This is a genomic window from Sphingobium agrisoli (assembly GCF_041877245.1).
GTDB lineage: Bacteria > Pseudomonadota > Alphaproteobacteria > Sphingomonadales > Sphingomonadaceae > Sphingobium.
Window position 1 is genome coordinate 73,870 of sequence record NZ_JBHDJI010000008.1, and the last position, 15,612, is coordinate 89,481.

The following is a 15,612-nucleotide window of genomic DNA, read 5'->3' on the forward strand; positions in this document are numbered from 1 at the left end:
TATGCAACGGGACGTGCTGCGGAAAGCCAGCTAGGGAGCCGCGATGCAGACTTCAACCCCTGTCGCCCATATGGCAACCCCCCGTCTCGCGTTCCCGGCGCTCATTCTCGCCAACCTGATCCTGCCGGCGGGCGCGGTACTGGTGCGGCTCGCCGATGTGGGGCCGGTCGCCGCCGCCTTCTGGCGGGTGACGATCGCCCTGCCCTTCCTCTGCCTGCTCGCGGCGCGGGGATGGCGGCGCACCCCGCCGACGGCGCGCGAATGGGGTGCGCTCGCGCTGTCGGGGATCGTCTTTGCCGCGGACCTGGCCGCCTGGCATGTCGGCATCCTCTATACCAAGGTCGCCAACGCCACCGTGTTCGGCAATATGAGCGGGCTGTTCCTGCCCGCCTGGGCGCTGCTGGTGCTGCGCCAGCGGCCCGACCGCAATCAGGCCATCGCGCTGGCGCTGGCGACGGGCGGCATGATGGTGATGATGGCGGGCAGCTACGAACTGTCGATCCGCAACCTCCACGGCGACCTGCTCTGCATCCTCGCCGGGCTGTTCTACACCGCCTATCTGCTGATCGTGCAGGGCGCGCGCGGGCGGCTGGACAGCTGGTCGGTGCTGGCCGGGTCCAGCCTGGCGAGCGCGCCGGCGCTGCTGCTGTGCGCGCTGGCGCTGAAGGAGCAGGTGATGCCGGGCAACTGGACGCCGCTGATCCTGCTCGCGCTGTCGAGCCAGCTTGTCGGACAGGGGCTGCTGACCTATGCGGTCGGCTGGTTCTCGCCACTGGTGCTTGGCCTCAGCCTCCTGCTTCAGCCGGCGGTGTCGGCGGTGCTGGGGTGGCTGCTGTTCGGCGAGTGGCTGAGCGCCGGGGACATGGCCGGGTTGGTGGCGGTCGCCGCCGCGCTGGTGCTTGTGCGGCTGCCCGCGCGCGCCTAGATTGGCGGTCATGACCGAGACAAGCGACCTGACGCTGGACGAAGTCCGCGCCCTGCTGGCCCCCATGCTGCCGCGCCATGCCGCCTTCGATGGCTGGCGCCACCAAGCGGTGGAGATGGCGGCGCGGGAGAAGGGCGTCGACCCCGATATCGCCGCGCTCGCCTTCTCCGGCGGCGCTGTGGACATGATCGACGCCTGGTTCGCGCATATCGACGCGGCGATGCTGGAGGCGCTGCCGCCCGAAAAGCTGGCGGCCCTGTCGATCCGCCGCCGGATCACCGCGCTGATCGAGGCGCGCATCGACAGGATCGCGCGCGATCGCGAGGCGCTGCGCCGCGCCTGGTCGATCCTGGCGCTGCCCACCAACGCCCCGCGCGCGGCGAAGCTCGGCTGGCGCGCGGCCGATGCGATGTGGCGCGCGGCGGGCGACACCGCCACCGACTTCGCGCATTACAGCAAGCGGCTGACCCTGTCGGCGGTCTATGCCTCCACCCTGCTCGTCCTCCTCAACGACGAAAGCGACGGTCTGGCCGACACGCGCGCCTTCCTGTCGCGGCGGATCGAGGATGTGATGCGCGTCGAGAAGATCAAGGCGCAGGTGAAGGGCGCGGGCGGCGGCGAGCGATTGAGCCTTTCGCGCTTCATCGGCCGGCTGCGCTATCCGGCCGTCTGAGATTCCCGCTGGTCATTTGCTATCGACATTGATAGTCAGTCGCAGAAACCGCCTGCGAGTGACCTGACCCCGTGCGCCTCACCGACCTGCCCCTGCGCCAGCCCGCCTATGTCGACCTGATCGACTGGACCCTCCTGTCCGCCAGCGAAGGCCAGCGGTTGCGCGAATTCGGCCTGTGCGAAGGGGCGAGCGTCGAGGCGCTGCACCGGGGCGGGTTGCTGGGCAAGGGGCCGGTCGCCTGCCGCATCGGCCGCATGACCATAGCCATGCGCCGCGCCCATGCCGCCGCCGTCACCGTGCGGACCGGCGCTGCGACAGAGGCGGACGCGCGGGGATGAGCGCGCTGCCTTTGGTGGCGCTGGTCGGCAATCCCAATGCCGGCAAGAGCGCGCTGTTCAACGCATTGACCGGCGCGCGGCAGAAGCTGGGCAACTATCCCGGCGTCACGGTGGAGCGCAAGGCCGGGCGGCTGGCGCTGTCCGACGGGCGGCCGGTCGAGCTGGTCGACCTGCCCGGCACCTATAGCCTGGAGCCCGCCAGCCCCGACGAGCAGGTGACGCGCGATGTCGTGCTGGGCCGTCAGGCGGGCGAGCGCCGGCCCGACGCGCTGGTGATCGTGGTCGATGCCGCCAATCTCGACAATCATCTCCGCTTCGCGCTGGAGCTGATCGCGCTCGGCCTGCCGACGATCGTCGCGCTCAACATGGTCGATCTCGCCACGCGCGACGGGCTGGAGCTGGATGCCAATGTGCTGGGGCGGGAACTGGGCGTGCCGGTGGTATCGACCGTCGCGGTGCGAAAGCGCGGGCTCGACCATCTGCGCGAGGCGCTGGACGGGCTGCTGAACGGCGCGCCGCGCGCCTATCCCGCCGGCGAGAGCCGCGATTTCGACGCGACCCGTGCCGAGGCGCGGCGCATCGCCCGCGCAGCGATCGTACGCGAAACGCCCTCGCGCCGGCTGACGTCGGCGGTGGACCGGGTGCTGCTGCATCCCGTGGCCGGGTTCCTGATCCTGCTGGCGCTGCTGTTCGTGATGTTCCAGGCGGTGTTCAGCTGGGCCACGGCGCCTGCCGACCTGCTGGAAAGCTGGGTGACGGCGCTGGGCGAGGCGGTGACGGCGACCCTGCCGCCGGGACTGGTCCACGACTTCCTGTTGCAGGGGGTGGTCGGCGGCGTCGGCGCGGTGGTCGTCTTCCTGCCGCAGATCCTGATCCTGTTCTTCTTCATCCTGATGCTGGAGGCGACCGGCTATATGGCGCGCGCCGCCTTCCTGATGGATGGCCTCATGGCGAAGGTGGGCCTGTCGGGCCGGGCGTTCATCCCTTTGCTCTCCTCCTTCGCCTGCGCGGTGCCGGGGATCATGGCGACGCGCACCATCGCGGACCCGAAGGACCGGCTGACCACCATCCTGATCGCGCCGCTGATGACCTGCTCCGCGCGGCTGCCGGTCTATGGCCTGATCATCGCCGCCTTCATCCCGGCGCGGGATGTTTATGATTTGGGGGGGGGATGGGGCATCGGCTTGCAGGGACTGGTGCTCTTCGCCCTCTATGTCAGCGGCATCGTCGGCGCGATGCTGGCCGCGTGGGCGCTGCGCCTGACCGTCACCAAGGGGCAGAGCGGCGGGTTCCTGATGGAAATGCCGAAATATCAGTGGCCCCGGCCGCAGGACATAGTGATCGGGCTGTGGCAGCGCGCGGTGATCTTCCTGAAGCGCGCGGGCACCATCATTCTTGCCACCAACATCGTGCTGTGGGTGCTCGCCAGCTTCCCGCAGGCGCCCGAAGGGCGCGCCCAGGTGGAATATAGTATCGCGGGCCGGATCGCGTCCGGCATCCATGTGCTGGTGTCGCCGATCGGCTTCAACCGCGACATTTCGCTCGCCCTGCTGCCGACCATGGCCGCGCGCGAGGTCGCCGTGTCGGCGATCGCCACCGTCTATGCGATCGACGCGGGCGATGACGAGGATGCCGTGAGCCAGCAGCTGGGCGACCGGCTGCAGGGCCGCTGGTCGCTGGCGACGGCGCTGGCCTTCCTCGCCTGGTTCGTGTTCGCGCCCCAGTGCATCTCCACCATCGCCGTGACCCGGCGCGAGACGAACGGCTGGAAATGGCCGGCCTTCATGGTCGGCTACCTGTTCGTCCTGGCCTATGTCGCGGCGGGCATCACTTACTGGACCGCGACCGCAGCGGGACTATAAGGGCCGATCAATCTATCGGAGGAATCATGGCAGGCTCGGTCAACAAGGTCATTCTGGTCGGGAACCTGGGCGCGGACCCTGAGGTCAAGAGCTTCCAGAATGGCGGCAAGGTGTGCAACCTGCGCATCGCCACGTCCGAAAGCTGGAAGGACCGCATGTCGGGCGAGCGCAAGGAGCGCACCGAATGGCACAGCGTCGCGATCTTTTCCGAAGGGCTGGCTGGCGTTGCCGAACGCTTCCTGCGCAAGGGGAGCAAGGTCTATATCGAGGGTCAGCTGCGCACCCGTAAATGGCAGGACAATGCCGGCAACGACCGCTATTCGACCGAAGTGGTGTTGCAGGGACCGGGCGCGGTGCTGACCATGCTGGACGGCGCGCCGGGCGGTGGCGGTCAGGGCGGCGGCGGGCGCGGCCAGGGCGTGTCCGACTGGAGCGGCGGGTCGAGCGGCTTTGGCGGCGGCGACTATGATGATTTCGGCGGCGGCCAGAGCGGCGGCGGCTATGGCGGTGGCAGCCAGAGTGGCGGCGGCCGGTCGCAGGGCGGCAGCGGCAATTATGGCGGCGGCCGGGCCGGCGGGCCGAATTTCGACAACGACCTGGACGACGAAGTGCCGTTCTGAGGGGTTTTGGGAACCCCTCTTTTCGGAACGGGACAATGGCGCACCATCCTTTTCCCCCGGAGGGTGAAGGATATGCCGCCTTGCCGGCCAGCGGCTAAGGCGGAGTTGGATGAGGAGGATGCGCGGTTTCGAGGGCGTCCAGTCCCCTCACCCAGCTATGACTAGGCAGCAAGCTGCCAAGTCTCCGCATCCCTCTCCCTCAAGGGAAGAGGGGGGAAGCCGGCTAATGACTGCCAGTGGTGTCGCTGGTTGCACCGCTGGGAGCCAGACATTGAACGGCGAACAGAATTACGGCAGGTTATGCACGATGGGATGGATCGCCAAACCCGGTTCTGCGGAAGATCGCCTAAATCAGTGGTTTGTTCGGAAGAACGTGGCGCTGATGTTTTTGGCATTCTCAGTTTTTGAAAGTGGGCTGTTTTTCTGGCTGGCTGTTCAGTGGCTGAAACCGGGATGGCGCTTCCTGATGCTTCTACCGCTTGCCTACGCCATTGGAGCTTTGATAACTGGGGTGTCGTTATGGAAGTCGAAAGAACCTTCATCGACTCTATGGGCCGCGACACATTTTTTCGTGGCACTGCCGGTAATCAAGATGGTCTTGGACAGCGGCATCATCGGCGAAGTTGCTGCACTGTTTTCTTAGCGGAAATGCATCTGAACCGTTAGTTGTCGACGATTATTTTCATGCAAGCTGACAGTGAGCTTCCCACCCGTCCCCCCTCAACCCACCCGTCGCTCCATCCGCGCGCGTGCAGTCAGGAACGGCCCGACCGGGTCCAGCGACGGCGCGAAGCGGCCGAAGCCCATCGGCCCCGGCATGTTCGCGTAGAGCGCTTCCATCGCCCCGCTTCTCGCGTAAGTTTCATGCCAGAAGCCCGCGCCGTTGCTGAGCTTGGCGAAATCGCGCCACCAATCCGAGTGCGGGGCGGAGCGGGTGAAGCGTTCCAGGCTTTGAAGGTCGCGCCAATATTGGCGGATGCCGACATGGTTGAGCGCGAACAGGCATTGTTCGTGCGCCAGCAGCCCATCGGGCGGCGCGTCCTGGATCGCGCGCAGCTCCTTGCCGATGCCGATCAGCGACAGGAACCCGCGCCAGCTCGACACGCGAAAGCCCAGCATGACGACGATGAGGTCGGGATAAGGGGTGAGGTCAACCGACTGGCGGGATTGCATCGACTCGCTCCTTCCTGCTTATGCTGTAAACATACGCAAGAAAGATTACAGTGTAAACATGCCCCAAGGTGATGCCCCCGCCGTTCCCCTCCGCGAGCGTCTGATCGACTGCGCCCTGGCGCTAGTGGAACAGGGCGAGGCGGAGGTCAGCCTGCGCGCGGTGGCGCGGGCGGCTGGCGTGTCGGCCATGGCCCCCTATCGCCATTTCGAGGACAAGAGCGCGCTGATGGCGGCGGTCGCGCTGCGCGGCTTTGCGATGCTGGAGGCGGATGCGGCGAAGGCGGACAGCGGCGACGACGCGGCGGCCGCGCTGACGGCGCAGGGGCTGTCCTACATCGCCTTTGCGCGGGCGCAGCCTGCGCTGTTCCGGCTGATGTTCGCGGACGATGCGGGCCTGACCCTGCCGGCTGACGATTGCAAGGGCGGCTATTCGCTAATGGCGGCGCGGGTGGCGCAACTCGCACCCGATCGGGCCGAAGCCGGCGCGCTCGCCTGCTGGGGGCTGGCGCATGGCCTCGCCACGCTGGCGCTCGATGGCAGGCTGCCGCCCGATCCGCAAGCAGAACGGGCGGCGTTGGAGTTGATGGCGCGGGCGCTCAGCGCCCGCCCCTGACGCTGGCTATCAGCTCCGCACGTCGTTTTCGGTGACGGGCGCGATCTTGATTTCGACACGGCGGTTGGCGGCCTTGCCTTCCTCGGTCGCGTTGGACGCGATCGGCTGGGTCTCGCCATAGCCGCGCGTCGCAAGCCGCGCCGACTGGACGCCACGGCTCACCAGATAGCTGGCGACCGCCTGCGCCCGGCGCTCCGAGAGCGTCTGGTTATAGGCGTCGCTGCCGTCGCTGTCGGTATGGCCGAGCACGTCGATATAGGTCTTGGGATATTGGGCCAGGACCGAGGCGACGTCGTTCAGCGTCGGCTGGAACTGCGGCTGCACGTCCGCGCGGTCATAGGCGAAGGTGATGCCGGACGGCATGCGGAGCAGCAGATTGTCGCCGTCGCGGATGACGTCAACGCCGGTGCCGGCGGTTTCCTCGCGCAGCTTGCGCTCCTGCGCATCCATATAGGCACCGATGCCCGCGCCCGCGATCGCGCCGATGCCGGCACCCACGATCTTTTCGGTACGGTCACGCCGGCCGCCGACCAGGTCGCCCAGCAGATAGCCGCCCAGAGCGCCGCCGATGCCGCCGATCGCGGCCTTCGACACGCGGCGCTCGCCCGTGGTCGGATCAGTGGTGCAGGCGGTGGTGGCGAGCATGGCGGCGAGGCCGGCCGCGCCCAGGATGCGATGTGAAATCCTCATGACGATATTCCCTTGTCTTGTCTTTGATCAACCGCGGGTGACCTCCCCAATGACCGAGCGGGGACTTTGTTCCACATGCGAACTGAACCGTCCATGATGGCAAGGTTGTGAAAATGACAGAATCGCGGTTATAGCGATTCGCTGACCGCCATGGCCACGATCCCCCCCCAAAACCCGACGCCCTTCCCGTGGGTCGATCTCGTCATCATCCTAGTGCTGGTGGCGCTGAACGGCGTATTCGCCATGTCGGAGCTTGCCGTGGTGTCGGCGCGCCGCCCGCGCCTTCAGGCGATGGAAAAGGCAGGGCGAAAGGGCGCGCGCGCCGCGCTGGGCCTCGCCGCCGATCCGGGCAAGTTCCTGTCCACCGTGCAGATCGGCATCACCCTGATCGGCATCGGCACCGGCGCCTATTCGGGCGCGAGCCTGGGCGGACCGGTGGGTCAGCGGCTGGCGGGGCTTGGCCTCTCGCCCAATCTTGCCGAAAATCTCGGCTTCGCGATCGTCATCGGGCTGACCACCTACGCCTCGCTGATCGTGGGCGAGCTGGTGCCCAAGCAGTTTGCGCTGCGCGCGCCCGAGCCGATCGCGGTGGTGGTGGCGACGCCGATGATGTGGCTCGCCCGGATCACCGCGCCGATCGTCTGGGTGCTCGACATATCGAGCATCCTCATCTTCAAGGCGCTGCGCCTGGACCGCGAATCCGAAAGCCATGTGACCGCCGAGGAACTGCACCTGATCGTCGCCGAGGCGAGCAAGTCGGGCGTGATCGAGGAAAGCGAGCGCGCGATCATCTCCGGCGTGGTGCGGCTCGCCGACCGGCCGGTGCGCGAGGTGATGACGCAGCGGATGGACGTCGACTGGATCGACATCGCCGCCGACGAGGCGACGATCCGCGCGCGGTTGCTCGACACGCCGCACACCCGCCTGCCGATCGGGCGCGGGTCGGTGGAGGACATTATCGGCATCGTCCAGGCGCGCGACATCATGACCGCCTTGTTCCGGGGCGAGCGGCTGAACCTTGAAGCGCTGATGCGCCGGGCGGAGGTAGTGCCCGATCAGGTCGATGCGATGGACGCGCTCGAAGTGCTGCGCCGATCCGACGTACCGATGGTCATGGTGCATGACGAATATGGGCATTTCGAAGGGATCGTGACGCCGGCCGATCTGCTGTCCGCCATCGCCGGTCATTTCGCGTCCGACCGCGACGCCTATGACGAGCCCGATCTGGTCGAGCGGGACGACGGCAGCCTGCTGGTGTCGGGGCAGATGGCGATCGACCAGCTGGCCGAGCGGATCGACATCAGCCTGTCCGAGGACCGCGACTATGCGACCGTCGCCGGCCATGTCCTGTGGCTGATGCGCCGCCTGCCTGAAGTGGGCGACTATATCGACGATCAGGGCTGGCGGTTCGAGATCGTGGACATGGACGGGCGCAAGATCGACAAGCTGCTGGTGGCGGCGCAATAGGCGATGACGCCGCTGGAGCCTGTCGCTGCGCTTGCCGATCGGTTGCTGGCGCAGCGCGACGGGCTGGTGGTGCTGGGCATCGCGGGCGCGCAGGGCAGCGGCAAGTCCACGCTGGCCGAGGAGCTGAAGGCGCGGATGGATGGCCTTGGCCTTCCCTGCGCGCTGCTGTCGATCGACGATCTGTATCGCACGAAGGCCGAGCGCGAGCGGCTGGCGGTGGACGTGCATCCGCTGCTGCGGACGCGCGGGGTGCCGGGGACGCATGACGTATCGCTGGGGCTGTCGGTGATCGCGGCGCTGGAACGGGGCGAGGCGGCGGCGCTGCCCCGGTTCGACAAGGCGCGCGACGATCGGGCACCGGCGGCGGAATGGCCGATCGCGGCGGCGGGCACGCGGCTGCTGATCCTGGAGGGCTGGTGCGTCGGCGCGACGCCGCAGACGGACGAGGCGCTGGTCACGCCGGTCAACCGGCTGGAGGCGGAGGAGGATGGCGACGGGCGTTGGCGGGCCCATGTCAACGCGGCGCTGGCGGGCGACTATCGCAAGCTGTTCGCGCGACTGGATGCGCTCGTGCTCCTCGCCGCGCCGGGGTTCGAGATGGTGGCGCAATGGCGGGGGGAGCAGGAAGCGGCGCTGCGGGCGCGGGTCGGCGACGCCGAAGGGGTGATGGGCGTGGGCCAGCTTGCCCGGTTCATCCAGCATTATGAGCGGCTGACCCGGCATATGCTGGCAGAGATGCCGGGCCGCGCGACCATCACCATCGCGCTCCGCCCCGACCGCAGCGTGGCTAGCATCACCGGCGGCTGAAATTGCGATAGGCGGCGTCGTGCGGATGCGGCAGAACGGGCACGAGGAGGCACATCATGGAAACGATCGGGCGCGATCTGCGCGAGATGCAGCGGGTGCCGCTGGCGCAGGCGCATGTCGAGGCGCTGCGCGCGGCGGGCACGCCGGCGCATTATCCCGCCGGCGCATTCCTGGCGCGGCCGGGCGATCCGGCCGACCGTTTCGTCTATGTCGAGGATGGCGAGATCGAAGTGGTCAATCCCTTCGGCGACGAACGCCATGTCGCCTCCACGCTCGGCCCGACCCAGTTCATGGCGGAGATCGGCTTTCTGTCCGGCGGCGTGTGGACGATGCCGATGCGCGCGGCGCGCGATACCCAGGTGATCGAGGTGCCGCGTGCGGCGATGATGCGGCTGATGTCCGAAATACCGGAAATGTCGGACATCATCATCACCGTCATCGCCGCGCGGCGGCGGCGGCAGATCGACATGCAGGACGGCGCGCTGGTGCTGATCGGCGAAGAGGTCGATCGCGACGTGCGCTGCATCGCCGAGTTCGCCAGCCGCAACCGCCTGCCCTTCGCCTCCTACCCGCTCGGCAGCGAGGATGCGCGCCGGGTCGCGGCGAGCTGCGCGGTGCCCGATGACCGCCCGGCGGTCATCTTCGGCCGCGACCAGGTGATCGAGGAGCCGACCCCGCACAAGCTGGCGCAACTGCTGGGCCTCAACCGCGACATTGGCGAATGCGAGGCGTTCGACGTGCTGATCGTGGGTGGCGGTCCGGCCGGGGTCGCGGCGGCGGTCTATGCCGGGGCGGAGGGGCTGCGCGCGCTGGTGGTCGAGGATATCGCGATCGGCGGTCAGGCCGGCACGTCGAGCCGGATCGAAAATTATATGGGCTTTCCGACCGGCATTTCGGGCGCGGACCTGCTGTGGCGGGGCGAGGTGCAGGCGATGAAGTTCGGCACGCGCTTCGTCATCCCCTGCCGCGCGACCGCGCTGGAGCGGATGGAGGACGGCGCGTTCTGCGCCCGGCTCGACAATGGGCGCAGCATCCGCGCCGGGGCGGTGGTGGTGGCGACGGGCGTGCAATATCGCCGCCTGCCGATCGACCGGCTGGCCGAGTTCGAGGGCGCAGGCATCTATTATGCGGCGACCGAGAATGAGGCGCGCTACTGCACGGGCGCGGAGGCGATCGTCATCGGCGGCGGCAATTCGGCGGGGCAGGCGGCCATGTATCTCAGCCGCACGGCGGAGCATGTCCGCGTGCTGGTGCGGGGCGGTTCGCTCGCTGCGTCCATGTCGAGCTATCTGTCGAGCCGGCTGGAGGCGGACCCGGCGATCAGCATCGACTATCATAGCGAGGTGGTGGCGCTGCACGGTGAGGACACGCTGCAGGCCGTGACGGTGCGCGACATTGAGAGCGGGGAGACGCGCGAGGTGCCGACCTGCGGCCTGTTCATCATGGTGGGCGCCGCCCCCAATACGGCGTGGCTGTCGGGGCTGGTGGCGCTGGACGACAAGGGCTTCGTGCTGACGGGCGACGCGGCCGGGGCCGGCTCCACCTATGCGACATCGCAGCCGGGCATCTTCGCCGTGGGCGACGTGCGCGCGGGGTCGGTCAAGCGGGTCGCGTCCTCGGTCGGCGAAGGATCGGTCGTGATATCGAAAGTGTGGGATTATCTGAACGGGTGAAACCGTAATGCGTTGAGTAAGACTTCCCCTCCCCTTCGGGGGTGGGCCCATCCTCGTGACGAGGCGTTTGGGGAAACGCTCCACTCCAACCCCTCCCCTGAAGGGGAGGGGCTTATGGGTTCTTATCGACGCGACTTGGTAGAAACGGCCAAATATTGACACGGTTCGTGCCTCGTATCGAATCTTCCTTCGATACGAGGCACGAACGGAGCAATGGGCGGCCCTTATTTCTTCTTGCCGAAATCCACCGTGACGACGTTCGATCCGTCTTCGGCAACCGCCTGGGGCGCGTCATTTTCGGCCGCTTCGTGCGGTTCGGGCGCTTCGTCGCCCTGGACCTGGAACTGGAGCGCGAAATTGACCGCCGGATCGACGAAGGCGGTGATCGCGCTGAACGGGATGACGAGGTGGGCGGCGACCTGGCTGAAGGTCAGGCTGACCTCGAAATGCACGTCGCTGACCTTCAAGTCCCAGAATTTATTCTGGAGGACGATCGTCATCTCGTCAGGGAAGCGCTCGATCAGGTGGCGGGGAATGTCGACCCCCGGCGCCTGCGTCTTGAAGGTGATGTAGAAATGATGGACGCCCGGCAGCCCGCCGGTCGTCTGCACTTCGCCCAGCACCCGGCCGACGACGGCGCGCAGCGCCTCCTGCACGATCTCGTCATAGGGAATCAGGCTGTCGGGCAGGTCGTCGCTCATGGCCCCATGTCCTAACGGCGGGAAAGGCGGGGTCAACCCCGCGCGCGTCATTGCATGATGGGCGCAAGCCGCTATAGCGCGGCCATGCGCACGGCCGAGATTCACCGCAACACTGCGGAAACGCAGATCGACGTGACCGTCAATCTGGACGGCACCGGGCTCTACAGCGTGTCGACCGGGATCGGCTTTTTCGACCATATGATCGAGCAGCTGTCCCGCCATTCGCTGATCGACATGGACGTGAAGACGGTGGGCGACCTGCACGTCGACCAGCATCACACGACCGAGGACACGGCGATCGCCATCGGCGAGGCGGTGGCGAAGGCGCTGGGCGACAAGCGCGGCATCAGTCGGTACGGCAGCGTCTATTCGCCGATGGACGAGACGCTGACGCGCGTGGCGCTCGACATTTCGGGCCGGCCCTGGCTGGTGTGCAAGCTGCCCTTCACCGTGCAGAAGATCGGCGAGTGGGACGCGGAGATGGTCGAGCATTTCTTCCACAGCTTCGCGCAGTCGGCGGGCATCACGCTGCATATCGAGAATCTTTACGGCAGCAACAATCACCATATCGTCGAAAGCGCGTTCAAGGGCCTCGCCCGCGCGCTTCGGCAGGCGGTCGAGATCGACCCGCGCAAGGCCGACGCGATCCCGTCGACCAAGGGCATTTTATAAGGTCATGGCGATGTTCCTGATTTCCATCACCTATACCGCCTCGCTCGATGTGCTGGACAGCTACCGGGCGGCCCATCGCGAATGGCTGGACCAGGGCATCGCCGAGGGCTGGCTGCTGCTGGCCGGCCCGCGCGAGCCGCGCGAGGGCGGGGTGCTGCTGGCGCGGGGCGCGCGCGCGGAATTGCAGGAAAAGGCGGCGGGCGACCCGTTCTTCGTCAACAATGTGGCGACGTTCGAGCTGATCGAGTTCGTGCCGGTCAAGGCCGCGCCGGGCGTCACCCTGGAGAGCCTGCTGGCGTGACCATTGCCCTCATCGACTATGGCGCGGGCAACCTCCATTCGGTGCACAATGCGCTGCGCAAGGCGGGGGCGGAGGATGTCGTCATCACCGCCGACGCCGATCTGGTGGCGAAGGCGGACCGGATCGTGTTGCCGGGCGTGGGCGCCTTTCGCGCCTGCCGCGATGCACTGGTCGGAATCGATGGGATGGTCGAGGCGATGGGCGCTGCGGTTCGGGAGCGCGGCGTCCCCTTTCTGGGCGTGTGTGTGGGGATGCAGTTGCTCGCCGACGCCGGAGAGGAATTCGGGCGGCATGAGGGGCTGGGCTGGGTGCCGGGCACGGTGCGGCTGATCGAGCCGGGCGATGCGACGATCAAGGTGCCGCACATGGGCTGGAACGACGTGACGTTGACGGCGGGCGCGCCGGCGCTGCTGGATGGCGGGGAAGCCTATTTCCTGCACAGCTATCATTTCGACGCCGCCGACCCCGCGCATGTCGCCGCGGTCACCGACCATGGCGGGCCGCTGGTCGCGGCGGTGGCGCGCGACAGCATCATCGGCTGCCAGTTCCATCCGGAAAAAAGCCAGCGCTACGGCCTTTCCTTTCTGTCCCGCTTTCTGGAGTGGCGGCCGTGATCGCACCATCCCCCGTTCGGTCCGAGCTTGTCGAGAACGGGGCGGATTGTTCTCGACAAGCTCGAACCGAACGGATTTTGCAATGTCGCTGATCGTCTTTCCAGCCATTGACCTCAAGGGCGGACAGGTCGTGCGCCTGGCCGAGGGCGATATGGACCGCGCGACCGTCTATGGCGACGATCCGGCACGCCAAGCGCTGCTGTTTGCTGACGCAGGCGCGCAGCATCTGCATGTGGTCGATCTCGACGGCAGCTTCGCGGGCCATGCGGTGAACGCGGCGGCAGTCGAGGCGATCGTCGAGGCCTTCCCCGGCCACGTTCAGCTGGGCGGCGGCATCCGCAACCGCGACGCCGTCGAGCGCTGGTTCGACCTGGGCGTGTCGCGCATCGTGATCGGCACGGCGGCGCTGAAAGACCCCGCCTTCGTGAAAGCGGCTGCGCGCGACTTTCCCGGCGGGATCGTCGTGGCGGTGGACGCGCGCGACGGCTTCGTGGCGACCGACGGCTGGGCGGAAAAGAGCGACATGCCGGTCATCGACCTCGCCCGCCGGTTCGAGGATGCGGGGGTGGCAAGCCTGCTCTTTACCGATGTCGGGCGCGACGGGCTGCTGAAAGGATGCAATATCGACGCGACCGTGGACCTGGCCCGCGCGACCGACATTCCGGTGATCGCGAGCGGCGGCGTCGCGGGGATCGCCGACATCAGGGTGCTGAGCCTTCACGCCGACGAGGGGATCGAGGGGGTGATAACCGGGCGGGCGCTGTACGATGGCCGGCTGGACCTCAAGACCGCCTTGGCGGTGGCGCAGGCGGCGGCTTAACTGCATATCCCTTCCCGTTCGGTTCGATCTTGTCGAGAACCGGTGCGAGAGGGTTCTCGACAAGCTCGAACCGAATGGATTTGGGAGCCTGCTGTTTCAATGACCGTCCGCACCCGTGTCATTCCCTGCCTCGATGTCGCCAACGGGCGAGTGGTCAAGGGCGTCAATTTCGTCGATTTGCGCGACGCCGGCGATCCGGTGGAGCAGGCGCGGCTCTATGATGCGGCGGGGGCGGACGAGCTGTGCTTCCTCGACATCAGCGCCAGCCATGAGGGTCGCGGCACCATATTGGATGTAGTGCGGCGCACGGCGGAGGTGTGCTTCATGCCGCTGACCGTGGGCGGCGGTGTGCGCAGCGCCGAAGATGCGCGCGCGCTGTTGCTGGCAGGCGCGGACAAGGTGGCGGTGAACAGCGCGGCGGTGGCGCGGCCCGAGGTCGTGGCCGACATCGCCGACCGTTTCGGCAGCCAGTGTATCGTCGGATCGGTCGACGCCCGGCGGGTCGGCGAGGATCGGTGGGAGATCTTCACCCATGGCGGGCGCAAGCCGACCGGGATCGACGCGGTAACGCATGGCGTGCGGCTGGCGGAGCTTGGCGCGGGCGAACTGCTCGTCACCTCGATGGACGGGGATGGCACGCGCGCTGGCTATGATCTGGCGCTGACCCGCGCCATCGCCGATGCGGTGTCGGTGCCGGTGATCGCGAGCGGCGGGGTCGGCACGCTCGACCATCTGGTCGAAGGCGTGACGAAGGGCCATGCGAGCGCGGTGCTGGCCGCCTCCATCTTCCATTTCGGCCAGCATAGCGTGGCGGACGCGCATCGTGCGCTCGCGGCGGCCGGGGTTTCGGTACGGCGCGTGTGAAGCGCCGCCGAAAGAGTCGGCGGATTTTACATATTCTACGATCTGGTCGAAGGCATTAACCAGCAAATCTTCAGATTTGCGCGGCTTTCGGCGCGTCGGCACGCCCCGTGCATTAACCGATATCGGGTTGCGAAAGACATGTGACGGTTTTCGCGTTAGAAAGGGGTTCCACAGATGAGTTTCGGCAAGATGTTCCTGACGATGGGCGCCGCCGGCCTGATGGCCGCCGCCCTCCCTTCGCCGGCGCAGGCGACATTCTGGGGTTGCTGGTTCGGCAAGTGCGGCGGCTCTTCGGGAGGCAGCAGCAGCTCGTCGGGCGGCGGCAGCTCGGGCGGCGATCCGACCCCGGTGCCCGAGCCCGAGCAGATGGCGCTGTTCGGCATGGGCGCGGCCGTGCTCGCCGGGCGCGTCTTCTTCGCGCGCCGCAAGCGCAAGTAAGGCTTGACGGGTCGCGCGCCGGGCGCTTGATGCCGCCGATGCGCGCGACCCTACATACCCTCGAACAGACGATCCGTGAGCGGCGGAGCGCCGATCCGTCGGCTTCCTATGTCGCCAAGCTGACGGCACGCGGTCGCGCCAAAATCGCACAGAAGGTCGGCGAGGAAGCGGTTGAAGCGGTGATCGCCGCCATGGCGGACGATCGCGACGGGCTGATCGGCGAAAGTGCCGACCTCCTCTTCCACCTGATGATGCTGCTGGCCGACGCGGGCGTGCCGTTCGACGCGGTGCTGGACGAGCTGGAACGGCGCGAAGGCGTGTCGGGAATCGCGGAAAAGGCGTCTCGCCCCGCCGACTGAGG

Annotated in this window: 19 protein-coding genes and 2 pseudogenes; 18 read left to right on the top strand and 3 right to left on the bottom strand. The window is 67.4% G+C overall.

The window, feature by feature from the left end; translation table 11 throughout:
- The first annotated feature begins 43 nt into the window (after positions 1-43).
- The 7 genes and pseudogenes from ACETPF_RS14010 (at position 44) to ACETPF_RS14040 (ending at position 5,061) form a co-directional block, all read left to right on the top strand.
- Positions 44-925, top strand: coding sequence for a DMT family transporter (locus tag ACETPF_RS14010; RefSeq protein ID WP_373935136.1), 882 nt, complete (start codon positions 44-46; stop codon positions 923-925).
- A 10-nt stretch (positions 926-935) separates the two neighbouring features.
- A complete protein-coding gene (locus ACETPF_RS14015; RefSeq protein ID WP_373935137.1) occupies positions 936-1,598 on the top strand; it encodes a COQ9 family protein in 663 nt (220 codons plus the stop codon).
- Between the two features lie 71 nt (positions 1,599-1,669).
- Positions 1,670-1,936 (top strand): FeoA family protein, encoded by a 267-nt coding sequence (locus tag ACETPF_RS14020; protein WP_373935138.1) that lies wholly within the window; start codon positions 1,670-1,672, stop codon positions 1,934-1,936.
- Positions 1,933-3,282 (top strand): annotated as a pseudogene (gene feoB / locus ACETPF_RS14025) (ferrous iron transporter B); the annotation flags it as partial. The gene ACETPF_RS14020 and the pseudogene feoB, both read left to right, overlap by 4 nt.
- Positions 3,283-3,318: 36 nt before the next feature.
- A pseudogene (locus ACETPF_RS14030) lies at positions 3,319-3,798 on the top strand (nucleoside recognition domain-containing protein); the annotation flags it as partial.
- Between the two features lie 26 nt (positions 3,799-3,824).
- Complete coding sequence (ssb, locus tag ACETPF_RS14035) at positions 3,825-4,418, top strand: single-stranded DNA-binding protein (protein WP_373935139.1); 594 nt, start codon at positions 3,825-3,827, stop codon at positions 4,416-4,418.
- Between the two features lie 307 nt (positions 4,419-4,725).
- Complete coding sequence (locus ACETPF_RS14040; protein WP_373935141.1) at positions 4,726-5,061, top strand: hypothetical protein; 336 nt, start codon at positions 4,726-4,728, stop codon at positions 5,059-5,061.
- Between the two features lie 77 nt (positions 5,062-5,138).
- Here the strand turns inward: ACETPF_RS14040 and ACETPF_RS14045 are convergent, their stop codons facing one another.
- On the bottom strand, positions 5,139-5,591 hold the full coding sequence (locus ACETPF_RS14045; RefSeq protein WP_373935143.1) for a monooxygenase family protein: 453 nt from the start codon (positions 5,589-5,591) through the stop codon (positions 5,139-5,141).
- Between the two features lie 58 nt (positions 5,592-5,649).
- Between ACETPF_RS14045 and ACETPF_RS14050 the strand changes: the two genes are divergently transcribed.
- Entirely contained in the window at positions 5,650-6,204 is a 555-nt protein-coding gene (locus tag ACETPF_RS14050) for a TetR/AcrR family transcriptional regulator (RefSeq protein ID WP_373935144.1), read from the top strand.
- Between the two features lie 9 nt (positions 6,205-6,213).
- Here the strand turns inward: ACETPF_RS14050 and ACETPF_RS14055 are convergent, their stop codons facing one another.
- Complete coding sequence (locus ACETPF_RS14055) at positions 6,214-6,894, bottom strand: YiaD family glycine zipper/OmpA-like lipoprotein (RefSeq protein WP_373935145.1); 681 nt, start codon at positions 6,892-6,894, stop codon at positions 6,214-6,216.
- Between the two features lie 150 nt (positions 6,895-7,044).
- On the opposite strand from ACETPF_RS14055, the gene ACETPF_RS14060 reads away from it, so the two are divergent.
- From ACETPF_RS14060 to ACETPF_RS14070, 3 genes are read left to right on the top strand one after another with little or no spacing between them, the layout of a single operon-like run.
- Positions 7,045-8,361: a hemolysin family protein gene (locus ACETPF_RS14060; RefSeq protein ID WP_373935146.1), complete on the top strand. Its 1,317-nt coding sequence runs from the start codon at positions 7,045-7,047 to the stop codon at positions 8,359-8,361.
- Between the two features lie 3 nt (positions 8,362-8,364).
- Positions 8,365-9,168 (top strand): kinase, encoded by an 804-nt coding sequence (locus tag ACETPF_RS14065; protein ID WP_373935147.1) that lies wholly within the window; start codon positions 8,365-8,367, stop codon positions 9,166-9,168.
- A 56-nt stretch (positions 9,169-9,224) separates the two neighbouring features.
- Entirely contained in the window at positions 9,225-10,841 is a 1,617-nt protein-coding gene (locus tag ACETPF_RS14070) for an FAD-dependent oxidoreductase (protein ID WP_373935150.1), read from the top strand.
- 224 nt (positions 10,842-11,065) lie between these two features.
- On the opposite strand, the gene ACETPF_RS14075 is transcribed toward ACETPF_RS14070, so the two are convergent.
- Complete coding sequence (locus ACETPF_RS14075; protein ID WP_373935152.1) at positions 11,066-11,542, bottom strand: SspB family protein; 477 nt, start codon at positions 11,540-11,542, stop codon at positions 11,066-11,068.
- An 84-nt stretch (positions 11,543-11,626) separates the two neighbouring features.
- On the opposite strand from ACETPF_RS14075, the gene hisB reads away from it, so the two are divergent.
- From hisB to ACETPF_RS14110, 7 genes are all read left to right on the top strand, one after another.
- A complete protein-coding gene (gene hisB, locus ACETPF_RS14080) occupies positions 11,627-12,214 on the top strand; it encodes an imidazoleglycerol-phosphate dehydratase HisB (RefSeq protein ID WP_373935154.1) in 588 nt (195 codons plus the stop codon).
- 4 nt (positions 12,215-12,218) lie between these two features.
- Complete coding sequence (locus ACETPF_RS14085; RefSeq protein ID WP_373935155.1) at positions 12,219-12,515, top strand: YciI family protein; 297 nt, start codon at positions 12,219-12,221, stop codon at positions 12,513-12,515.
- Positions 12,512-13,129, top strand: a complete 618-nt coding sequence (hisH, locus tag ACETPF_RS14090) for an imidazole glycerol phosphate synthase subunit HisH (RefSeq protein WP_373935156.1) — start codon at positions 12,512-12,514, stop codon at positions 13,127-13,129. Before ACETPF_RS14085 ends, hisH begins: the two co-directional genes overlap by 4 nt.
- An 82-nt stretch (positions 13,130-13,211) precedes the next feature.
- Positions 13,212-13,949, top strand: coding sequence for a 1-(5-phosphoribosyl)-5-[(5-phosphoribosylamino)methylideneamino]imidazole-4-carboxamide isomerase (hisA, locus tag ACETPF_RS14095; protein ID WP_373935158.1), 738 nt, complete (start codon positions 13,212-13,214; stop codon positions 13,947-13,949).
- A 99-nt stretch (positions 13,950-14,048) separates the two neighbouring features.
- Positions 14,049-14,813, top strand: a complete 765-nt coding sequence (gene hisF, locus ACETPF_RS14100; RefSeq protein ID WP_373935159.1) for an imidazole glycerol phosphate synthase subunit HisF — start codon at positions 14,049-14,051, stop codon at positions 14,811-14,813.
- A 174-nt stretch (positions 14,814-14,987) separates the two neighbouring features.
- Positions 14,988-15,251, top strand: a complete 264-nt coding sequence (locus tag ACETPF_RS14105) for a PEP-CTERM sorting domain-containing protein (RefSeq protein ID WP_373935161.1) — start codon at positions 14,988-14,990, stop codon at positions 15,249-15,251.
- 38 nt (positions 15,252-15,289) lie between these two features.
- Positions 15,290-15,610 carry a phosphoribosyl-ATP diphosphatase gene (locus ACETPF_RS14110; RefSeq protein ID WP_373935162.1) on the top strand — a complete coding sequence of 107 codons (321 nt, stop codon included), beginning with the start codon at positions 15,290-15,292 and terminating at the stop codon, positions 15,608-15,610.
- Positions 15,611-15,612: the final 2 nt, after the last annotated feature.